This is a genomic window from Neisseria sp. P0001.S005 (assembly GCF_051963715.1).
On sequence record NZ_JBQCTZ010000124.1, the window covers coordinates 1 to 10,255 of the forward strand.

At 48.8% G+C, this 10,255-nt stretch carries 9 protein-coding genes; 7 read left to right on the forward strand and 2 right to left on the reverse strand.

Going from position 1 to position 10,255, the window contains the following annotated elements; genetic code table 11:
* From ACTHSP_RS13625 to ACTHSP_RS13635, 3 genes are all read left to right on the forward strand, one after another.
* On the forward strand, positions 1-183 hold a 183-nt coding region (locus ACTHSP_RS13625), incomplete at its 5' end, for an FKBP-type peptidyl-prolyl cis-trans isomerase (RefSeq protein ID WP_440346280.1).
* A gap of 97 nt (positions 184-280) precedes the next feature.
* Entirely contained in the window at positions 281-907 is a 627-nt protein-coding gene (purN, locus tag ACTHSP_RS13630) for a phosphoribosylglycinamide formyltransferase (RefSeq protein ID WP_314513009.1), read from the forward strand.
* Positions 908-937: 30 nt separating this feature from the next.
* The gene (locus ACTHSP_RS13635; protein ID WP_314512983.1) at positions 938-1,606 is read left to right on the forward strand and encodes a DUF3108 domain-containing protein; all 669 of its coding nucleotides are present in this window, start codon (positions 938-940) and stop codon (positions 1,604-1,606) included.
* A 57-nt stretch (positions 1,607-1,663) separates the two neighbouring features.
* On the opposite strand, the gene ACTHSP_RS13640 is transcribed toward ACTHSP_RS13635, so the two are convergent.
* On the reverse strand, positions 1,664-3,157 hold the full coding sequence (locus ACTHSP_RS13640; RefSeq protein WP_314512981.1) for an Rne/Rng family ribonuclease: 1,494 nt from the start codon (positions 3,155-3,157) through the stop codon (positions 1,664-1,666).
* A gap of 237 nt (positions 3,158-3,394) precedes the next feature.
* On the opposite strand from ACTHSP_RS13640, the gene grxC reads away from it, so the two are divergent.
* From grxC to recG, 4 genes are all read left to right on the forward strand, one after another.
* Positions 3,395-3,652, forward strand: a complete 258-nt coding sequence (gene grxC, locus ACTHSP_RS13645; RefSeq protein WP_314513007.1) for a glutaredoxin 3 — start codon at positions 3,395-3,397, stop codon at positions 3,650-3,652.
* Positions 3,653-3,673: 21 nt separating this feature from the next.
* Complete coding sequence (secB, locus tag ACTHSP_RS13650) at positions 3,674-4,108, forward strand: protein-export chaperone SecB (protein WP_003682271.1); 435 nt, start codon at positions 3,674-3,676, stop codon at positions 4,106-4,108.
* Between the two features lie 262 nt (positions 4,109-4,370).
* Positions 4,371-7,415, forward strand: a complete 3,045-nt coding sequence (locus ACTHSP_RS13655; RefSeq protein WP_440346283.1) for a TonB-dependent siderophore receptor — start codon at positions 4,371-4,373, stop codon at positions 7,413-7,415.
* A 250-nt stretch (positions 7,416-7,665) separates the two neighbouring features.
* Entirely contained in the window at positions 7,666-9,705 is a 2,040-nt protein-coding gene (recG, locus tag ACTHSP_RS13660) for an ATP-dependent DNA helicase RecG (protein ID WP_440346281.1), read from the forward strand.
* A gap of 70 nt (positions 9,706-9,775) precedes the next feature.
* Here recG and ACTHSP_RS13665 read toward each other — a convergent pair.
* Positions 9,776-10,255: glutamate dehydrogenase (locus ACTHSP_RS13665; protein WP_440346282.1), on the reverse strand; the 480-nt coding region annotated here is incomplete at its 5' end.

The window sequence follows — 10,255 nt, forward strand, 5'->3', positions numbered from 1 at the left end:
TTGAAAGAAGGCGGCGAAGCAACATTCTACATCCCTGCTAAATTGGCTTACCGCGAAGTGGGTGCCGGCGATAAAATTGGCCCGAACGCTACTTTGGTATTCGATGTAAAACTGGTTAAAGTTGGCGCGCCTGATGCCGCTGCGCAACAACCTGTACAAGTTGACGTACAAAAAGTTCAATAATCCGAATCAAGGCTTACGCCCTTAAACAACGGATAAAAGGCCGTCTGAAAAAATTCCGTTTCAGACGGCCTTTGTTCCAAACAAACAAGGAATTATGATGAAAAATATCGTCATCCTTATTTCCGGACGCGGCAGCAATATGCAGGCGATTGTGAATGCCGATATTCCCGATGCCAACATTGCAGCCGTATTGAGCAACAGCGAGACCGCAGCCGGATTAGCATGGGCGGCAGAGCGCGGTATTGCCACCGACAGCTTGAACCATAAAAACTTCGACTCGCGTCTGGCATTTGATCAGGCCATGATGGAGAAAATCGATGCCTATCAGCCGGATTTGGTTGTATTGGCGGGCTTTATGCGCATTTTGACTCCGGAGTTCTGCGCCCATTATGAAAACCGCCTGATCAATATCCATCCGTCCATCCTGCCTTCCTTTACCGGTTTGCATACCCATGAGCGCGCATTGGAAGCAGGTTGCCGAGTGGCAGGCTGTACCATCCATTTCGTGACCCCAGAGCTGGATTGCGGCCCGATTATTTCGCAAGGCATTGTTCCTATTTTGGACGGCGATACCGCTGACGATGTTGCCGCACGCGTGCTGGCGGTTGAACACCAGCTGTTTCCGCAAGCCGTTGCCGACTTTGTTGCAGGCCGTCTGAAAATCGAAGGCAACCGAGTTTTGAATGCACAACGCAATGCCGCCGGTCAAAGCCTGTTGGCTTAATTAAAACACGATACACACAAGGAAAACATCATGAATCCGATTAAAACAACCCTGCTGACACTTTCCCTACTTACAGCCTCCATCGGCGCGCAAGCCGCTGAATTGCCGCAATCTGCCGTTTTGCAATACTCAGGCAGCTACGGTATTCCTGCGACCATGACCTTCACACGCAGCGGCAACCAATACAAAATCGTTTCTACCATCAAAGTACCGCTTTACAATATCCGCTTTGAATCCGGCGGCAGCATCGACGGCACGACCTTGCATCCGTCTTACTACAAAGATGTACGCGGCGGTAAATTGTATGCCGAGGCCAAATTCTCCGGCGGCAACATCACTTATGGTAAAGTAGGCGATTTGAAAACCGAAAAATCCGGCCCGGCCATGGATTTGTTCACTTTGGCATGGCAACTGGCCGCCAATGACGTGCGCCTGCCGTCAGGCTTGAGAATTACCAACGGTAAAAAACTGTATACCGTCGGTAGCATGAACAAAATCGGCAGCGAAAGCTATAAACTGAACGGCGGTACAACGCCTGTAAGCAAATATCGCGTCCGCCGCGGCGACGATACCGTTACTTACTCGTTTGCTTCCGATATCGACAATATCCCTGCGCAAATTAGCTATACCGATGACGGTAAAACCTACAACCTGAAACTGACTTCCGTCAAAATCAACGGTAAAGTAGTGAAACCGTAATCTTTATTTGCTCAAACAAGAAGGCCGTCTGAAAAGTTTTCAGACGGCCTTTTATTTTTACAGCAACACAATATCGTATTGTTCCTGCGTGTAGGCGGTTTCGACTGCCAGAGAAATCGGTTTGCCGATAAAGTCTATCAACATCGCCAGCGATTGCGATTCTTCGTCTAAGAACAAGTCGATGACATTCGGAGCAGCCAAAATGCGGAAGGCTTGGACATCGTAGCGGCGCGCTTCGCGGACGATTTCGCGTTGGATTTCGTAGCACACGGTTTGCGGCGTTTTCAGACGGCCTCGGCCTTGGCAGGAAGGGCAGGGTTCGCAGAGGATTTGGCTTAAGTTTTCACGCGAGCGTTTGCGGGTCAGTTCGACAAGGCCCAGACTGGTAAAGCCGTTGAGGGTGACGCGGGTGCGGTCGAAACTGAGAGCTTTGGCAAGCTCTTGCAGGACGGCTTCGCGGTGGACTTCCTGCGCCATATCGATGAAGTCGATGATGATGATGCCGCCGAGATTGCGCAGGCGAAGTTCGCGGGCGATGGTGTGGCAGGCTTCGAGGTTGGTGCGAAAGATGGTTTCATCAAAATTGCGCGCGCCGACAAAGCCGCCGGTGTTGACATCGATGGTGGTCATGGCTTCGGTGGACTCGATGATGAGGTAGCTGCCGAAGTTGAGGTTGACGCGCGGTTGGAGGGCGCGGGCGATTTCCTGCTCAATGTTGTGGGTTTCAAATAGGGGGCGTTCACCTTTGAACAGCTCGATTCTGCCCAATGCACCTTGAACGTATTGTTCGGCAAAATGGGTCATGCGGCGGTGGTTTTCAGTCGAGTCGACCAGGATTTTGTGCGTATCGAGGCTGAACATATCGCGCAAAACGCGCAGGCTCAAAGGCAAATCTTGATACAGCAGGGTTTCGGGCGGCTGAATTTTCGCTTGTTTTTGAATGTGTTCCCACACTTTGGTCAGATAGTTGATGTCTGATTGCAGTTGGTCATCGGAGGCGTTTTCAGCGTTGGTGCGAATGATGTAGCCGTGGCAGGCGTTTTCGGGCAGCAGGTTGTTGAGGCGCTCCCTCAGGCTGTTGCGTTCGGCATCGTCTTCAATGCGTTGGGAAATACCGATGTGGTCTTCTTGCGGAAGATGCACGAGGAAACGGCCGGCCAGTGAGATTTGGGTGGACAGGCGCGCGCCTTTGGTGTTGATGGGGTCTTTAATGACCTGAACCAAGACAGACTGGCCTTCAAAGAGCATGTGTTCGATGCGTTGGGTTTCATCCGGATTGCGGCGTTGTTCGAGGACGTCGACGATATGCAAAAACGCGGCGCGTTCCAAGCCGATATCGATAAACGCGCTTTGCATGCCGGGAAGGACGCGTTTGACGACGCCTAAATAAATATTGCCGACCAAGCTATGGCCGCTGTTGCGCTCGATGTGCAGCTCGCAGATATTGTTCTCTTCCAAAACAGCCACACGCGTTTCTTGCGGCGTAATGTTGACGAGGACGGTTTCAGACGGACGCACGGCGTCCTTGGGGATGGGGATTCCTGAAAGCATAGGGATACCTGATTTTGAATAGAAAAAATTTTGCGATGTGTTCTTCTCCAAAAAACAAATGGCAAAAGTCATTCTGCGAAAGCGCTTATCATACTTTAATTATGGTTTTTCCGCATCTGCACAAATGTTTATGGTCAAGAGGCCGTCTAAATGTTTTTTACAACCGTACGGCGGGAACACTTGTAAAATAACGCTTATGCCCATATAGTCATGAACATTGGTATTTTGGAAGAAATCATGCAAACCGTTACTGTTTATACCGGTCCATATTGCCCGTACTGCACCATGGCGAAAAGGCTGTTGCAGGCGGTGGGTGTGAAAGAAATCAACGAAATCCGCATCGACGGCAATCCAGAAGTTTTTGCCGAAATGCAGCAGCTTTCCGGCCAGCGCAGCGTGCCGCAGATTTTTATCAGCGATACCCATGTCGGTGGCTTTACTGATTTGTACCGCTTGCAGCAGGAAGGCAAGTTGGACGAATTACTGAATCCTTAACCCTTAACTTAGGAAAATAAAATGAGCGAAGAATTGCAACCCGTATTCAGCGTTGAGCGTCTGTATGTAAAAGACTTGTCTTTGGAAGTGCCTCACGCACCACAAATCTTCTTGGAACAAGGCGAACCTGAAGTGGATATGCGCGTTTCTACCGGCAACACCAAACTGGAAGACGGCTTCTACAGCGTTGACGTTACCGTGACCGTGACTGCCAAACTGAACGAAGAGCGCACCATGTTCTTGAACGAAGTAACCCAAAGCGGCATCTTCCGTCTGGAAAACATTCCTGAAGAAGACGTACAACTGCTGCTGGGCGTTGCTTGTCCAAACATCCTGTTCCCTTACGCACGCGAAGCCATTTCCAACAGCGTAACCCGCGCCGGCTTCCCACCTGTACTGCTTGCTCCGATCAACTTCGAAGCAATCTACCAAGAGCAACAGGGAGCTAACGCTTAATCGCGTTATACCTAAATTAAGGCCGTCTGAAACATTGTGTTCAGACGGCCTTTTTTTATCTAAAAATCAGGATATAAGAAAAAATCTATAACAAAAAGTTCATATATTAATGCATCAGGTATATAATGATTCCGCCTATCATTACTATTATATTTTAATTTTATAGATTAAATATCATTTAAAATTAATAAATTATAATTTTTATCAAGTAGGTAAGTAGATTCTATTAATTAAGGAAATAGTTGTGAAACCTGATTTTCAAATGAAAACAATTTGTTTGTTATTAGTACTGCCTTGCCAAACTGTTTTTGCAGATACAGGACATCAAGAAGTTGAACATGTAGACATGGATACGGTCAAGGTCAGTGGCAAACGGCAGGCACAAAGGAATACCGAGCGCAGTCAGTCTTATACAATCGGAACGATGGCAACGGCGACTGGGTTGCGTATTTCAGGCAAGGATACGCCGCAGTCGGTGAGCGTAATGACGCGTCGGCAGCTAGATGATAAAGCAATATATTCTTTAGAAGATGCAATGAAAAACACTACGGGAATCAACGTGGTTCGCGATTCGGGCCTACAAACTCGTTTTTTGTCTCGTGGTTTCTATGTTGATCAGATTGGTGAAGACGGTATTACTACTAATGTGTCTGGACGTTCGGGCTATACGGCAAAAATCGATGTCTCACCCAGTACAGACCTGGCTGTTTATGATCACATTGAGGTTGTCAGAGGTGCAACCGGTCTTACTCAATCCAATTCCGAACCGGGTGGAACCATTAATTTAATCCGTAAGCGGCCAACAGCTCTGTTTAAGCATACAGGTGAAATTAGTACTGACCATAGGGGCAGCAAGCGTTTGGCTTTGGATGTATCTGGAAGTTTGAATAATGAACATACGGTACGCGGTAGGCTGGTTGGTGTTCATGAGGATCACCGTTCTTTTAAAGAGGGTGTATGGAACAAGAAAGACATGGTTTATGGCGTGATCGATACGGATTTGAGTGATAACAGTATGCTGACTTTGGGCGGTACTTATCAAAAAAATAAAGACATTCCCGATTTTGCCGGCGTGATTTTACCTTGTGAGGATCAAAAAACTGCGGCCTTCAGCTCCAGTCCGGCCTGTAACAATCCTTTGAAATTGCCACGTAATACTTATTTGGGTGAAACCTCATGGTCACGCCTGAATGCTGATAAATACAATATTTTTTCCGGTTTCAAACATGTCTTTGACAATGGATGGCAACTTAATGCCGAAATTTCTTATACGCGTAACGATTCAGATGCCAAAGTCGGACAATTTTTTCTGAAAAACGAACACGCGGCAGGTATTTCAGCATCTGCGGCAACGGGTTTCTTAACCGAAAAGGGGGAGGTTATTCCTTTTGAGCCTAAAGACAAGGCGTTGGCAAAATTAAAAGAATATCGTGATGGCGTCACTAAAACATATGAAGAGAAAAAAGCAGATTACGTTGCCCATCATTTCGATGCATCTGCTTTTGAACAATATCGCTCCCAAAGGGTGGCAGCACGTCGGGCAGGTTTTGATCAATGTATGCAGGACATTGGTTTGGATTTCCTGTGCAACGACTGGCAGGATCCGGGTGTAGAAGTAGATAAAAAAGAGTTTGTTGATAAGGAGCTTGCAAAGCAAGGCATTATTAACAATGCAGAAGGCCTGTTTCCCAACCGTCTATACGACTCAGCATACAATCTTCGCCACACATACAACCGCCGTTACAACTTCATGCCGTTGCACTATACCAAACACGATGTGCAATGGGGCTTTAAGCTGGATCTGACAGGTAACTACCGCCTGCTTGGGCGTGAACATGATTTCTTTGTCGGCTATGCGTATAACAATGAAAAAATCCGTTCTGCTTATACAGAAATCTATCAAAACCGTTATTTTGTCCGTCCTCAAGGTTATGCAGGTGCAGGCAGTTGCGGCATTCATCCCGATGGTCCGGAGCGTAATCCTTTAGAAAAAGGCATTGTCGAACCAGATTGGCATATTTATAACGAAAAAGGTAATAACAAGATCTATGTGCCGGAATGCAGTGGCGCGCATGTTACCAAATATACTCCCCGGTTGGATGCGGAGGGCAAGCCTGTCTGGACAGTCAACGACAATGGTGAGCGCGTAATGGTGCAAGATCCTGTTTATGAATTGGATGCAAATGGAAACAAAATACAGGAGCGGGATGAAGAGGGAAATTTGAAATGGGCAAACCAATATCTGAAAACGCCGCTGTGGAAAACTGTTCAGGTTGCAGATGATCATGTTCCGGCGTTATACAATTATTCGAAATACCTTAACACGAATAAAACACATTCTTTGACTGTCAGTACCCGCTTTAATGCAACCAACCGCCTACATCTCTTGGGTGGTCTGCACTATACGCGCTATGAAACCACACAAGCCAAAGAAATGCCTGTACGCTACGGCCAGCCTGCTACGGCATTTCAAACTGAGAGCAGTAATAAAATCGACAAAGAGCATTACACCTCAAAAATGCAAAGCCATAGGTTTACGCCATATGCCGGTATTACCTACGACCTGACACCGCAACAAAGCTTGTATGCCAGCTATACTAAGATCTTTAAACAACAGGATAACGTTGATGTAACCAGCAAATCCGTTCTTCCACCACTCATCGGTACTAACTATGAAATAGGTTGGAAAGGGTCGTTCTTGCAAGGCCGTCTGAATGCTTCGCTTGCCTTGTTTGTCTTACAGCAGAAAAACCGTACCGTTGTCGATTTCGGATTTGTTCCTGATACTAGTCGTAACGGAGGTTCATTCCAAACCATCGCAAAACCTGTGGGTAAGGTTAAGAGCAGCGGTGCAGAACTTGAATTGGCTGGCGAATTGTCGGAAAGCTGGCGTATTTTTGTTGGCTACACATATAACAAAAGTAAGTATAAAAATGCTGCAGAAGTCAATGCGGAGCGGTTGGAGAAAAACACGACTGCCGATCCGTATAACTTCAGTAACTTCACGCCGGTACATATGTTCCGCCTCGGTACAAGCTACCGCTTGCCTCAAACTAAGTTGACCTTGGGTGGCGGAATATCCGCGCAAAGTCGCACAAGTAGCCTTTACAATATTCGCCAAGGAGGCTACGGACTTATAGATGGCTTTGTTCAATATGACTTTCACAAACACGGCAGAATCAGCCTGATCGGAACTAACCTGGCTGACAGGACGTATTTTGAAAATAACTACAACCGTACGCGAGGTCAAAACAATTTCTATGGTGAACCGCGGACAGTCAAACTGAAATTGGATTGGCATTTCTAGAGCGAATGGATAATCATTTGGTATGTGAACATTATTGGCCAAATTCCTGATAAAAGTATGGATTAAACATCCTTCTTTTTTGAAAGCTGTTTTCTAACAATGGCTGAAGTTGATTTGATAGCCGGCGTATTTTCAAATATTAATTTGTTTCAAGTATTCAGCTTTGAAGGCCGTCTGAAACATTGCGTTCAGACGGCCTTTTTGTTTTCGGATAAAATACAGCAAACTTTAAAATTAGCTGCCTTTTAAGATGACGCCCGAAACCCAAAAACAGCTCAAAATCACCGATGTTTCCGCCAAGAAGCTCGAAAAACTCAACCTCCACACCGCATGGGATTTGGTGTTGCACCTGCCGTTGCGTTATGAGGACGAGACGCACATTATGCCGATTAAGGATGCGCCGATCGGTGTGCCGTGTCAGGTCGAGGGCGAAGTCATCCATCAGGAAGTAACGTTCAAACCACGCAAGCAGCTGATTGTCCAAATTGCCGACGGTTCCGGCAGCGTCCTTTTTCTGCGCTTCATCCACTTTTACGCCAGCAACCAGAAACAGATGGCAGTCGGCAAGCGCATCCGCGCCGTGGGAGAAATCAAACACGGGTTTCACGGCGACGAGATGATTCACCCTAAAATCCGCGATGCAGAGAGCAGTGGTTTGGCGGAAAGCCTCACGCCGATTTATCCGACCGTAAACGGTTTGAACCAGCCCACTTTGCGCCGTATTATTCAGACGGCCTTGGACGTTACGCCGCTGCACGATACCTTGACCGATGCTTTATTAGGCCGTCTGAAACTGCCACACCTTGCCGAAAGCCTGCGCCTTTTGCACTCGCCGCCACCGAGTTTCACCATCCATCAACTTTCAGACGGCGCGCTGCCTGCATGGCAGCGGCTCAAATTCGACGAACTTTTGGCGCAACAGCTTTCCATGCGCTTGGCGCGGCAGAAGCGTGTCAGCGGCTCAGCCACGGCATTGGGCGGCGACGGCACATTGACTCAAGCCCTGCGCCACGCTTTGCCGTTTGCCCTGACCGATGCACAAGAAAAAGTTGTTTCCGAAATTTGCCGCGATATGGCGCAAACCCACCCCATGCACCGCCTGCTGCAAGGCGATGTCGGCAGCGGTAAAACCATCGTCGCCGCCTTGTCTGCTTTGACCGCCATTGAATCCGGCGCGCAGGTGGCTGTAATGGCGCCGACCGAAATCCTTGCCGAACAGCATTTCATCAAGTTCAAACAATGGCTTGAGCCTTTAGGCCTTGAAGTCGTCTGGCTTTCCGGCAGTCAGCGCAAAAAAGCCAAAGACGAAGCCAAAGCCAAACTGGCTGACGGCTCTGTCAAAATCGCCGTTGGTACGCACGCCCTGTTTTCAGACGACGTCGAGTTTCAAAATCTCGGCTTGGTGATTGTAGACGAACAACACCGCTTCGGCGTCGCCCAACGCCTCGCCCTTAAAAACAAAGGGCGCGACGTCCATCAATTGATGATGTCCGCCACGCCCATCCCGCGCACGCTCGCCATGAGTTTCTTTGCCGACTTGGACGTGTCCGTCATCGACGAATTACCGCCCGGGCGTACGCCGATTAAAACCCGCCTCGTCAACAACGTCCGCCGCGCCGAAGTCGAAGGCTTCGTCCTTAATATTTGTCGAAAAGGGCAGCAGGCATACTGGGTCTGCCCGCTGATTGAAGAGAGCGAAACCTTGCAACTGCAAACCGCCACCGAAACCCTCGAGCAGCTTCAGACGGCCTTGCCCGAACTCAGCATCGGCTTAGTACACGGGCGCATGAAGGCTGCCGAAAAAGCCGAAGTCATGGCGGAATTTGCCGCAGGCCGTCTGAACGTTTTGGTTGCCACCACCGTCATCGAAGTCGGCGTAGATGTGCCCAACGCCGCCCTGATGGTGATCGAACACGCCGAACGCATGGGCTTGGCGCAGCTGCATCAATTACGCGGGCGGGTAGGGCGCGGCGCGGCAGAAAGCGTGTGTGTTCTTCTATTTGCCGAACCCTTGAGCGAACTCGCCAAAGCACGGCTAAAAGTCATCTACGAACACACCGACGGCTTTGAAATCGCCCGCCAAGACCTCAACATCCGCGGCCCCGGTGAATTTCTCGGCGCGCGGCAAAGTGGTGTTCCCATGCTGCGCTTCGCCAACCTTGAAGAAGATCTGCACCTTTTAGAACAAGCGCGCGAAATCGCCCCTTTGCTGATTGAACAAAACCCTGAAATCGTCGAAGCGCATTTGGCAAGATGGCTTTCCAGCAGGGAAGGTTATTTGGGCGTATAAAATTTGCATGAAAAGAAAAAGGCCGTCTGAAAGATTTCAGACGGCCTTATGATTTGCGTTGATGCAGCTTTTAGAAACCTTGCGCCAACATGGCATCGGCAACTTTGACGAAACCGGCAATGTTCGCACCATTGACGTAGTTCACTTTGTCGCCGACTTTGCCGTATTTCAGGCAGGATTCGTGGATGTTGTGCATGATGTCGAACAGGCGTTGGTCGACTTCTTCACGAGTCCAAGACAGGCGGATGGCGTTTTGACTCATTTCCAAACCTGAAGTCGCTACGCCGCCAGCGTTGGACGCTTTGCCCGGAGCGTAGAGGATGCCGGCTTTGATAAATTGTTCGACCGCGCCCAAAGTTGACGGCATGTTCGCACCTTCGGCAACCACATAGCAACCGTTTGCCAGCAGGATTTTGGCAGCGTCTGCATCCAATTCGTTTTGGGTGGCGCAAGGCAGGGCGACTTCGGCCGCGATGTTCCACGGTTTTTGGTTTTCAAAGTATTGCAGGCCTTGTTCTTTGGCGTAAGTGGCCACGCGTTCGCGGCGTAC

Coding starts and splice junctions, on each gene's coding strand:
- grxC (WP_314513007.1), top strand. CDS start 3,395: ATGCAAACCGTTACTGTTTATACCGGTCCATATTGCCCGTACTGCACC.
- secB (WP_003682271.1), top strand. CDS start 3,674: ATGAGCGAAGAATTGCAACCCGTATTCAGCGTTGAGCGTCTGTATGTA.
- ACTHSP_RS13640 (WP_314512981.1), bottom strand. CDS start 3,157: ATGCTTTCAGGAATCCCCATCCCCAAGGACGCCGTGCGTCCGTCTGAA.
- purN (WP_314513009.1), top strand. CDS start 281: ATGAAAAATATCGTCATCCTTATTTCCGGACGCGGCAGCAATATGCAG.
- ACTHSP_RS13655 (WP_440346283.1), top strand. CDS start 4,371: ATGAAAACAATTTGTTTGTTATTAGTACTGCCTTGCCAAACTGTTTTT.
- recG (WP_440346281.1), top strand. CDS start 7,666: ATGACGCCCGAAACCCAAAAACAGCTCAAAATCACCGATGTTTCCGCC.
- ACTHSP_RS13635 (WP_314512983.1), top strand. CDS start 938: ATGAATCCGATTAAAACAACCCTGCTGACACTTTCCCTACTTACAGCC.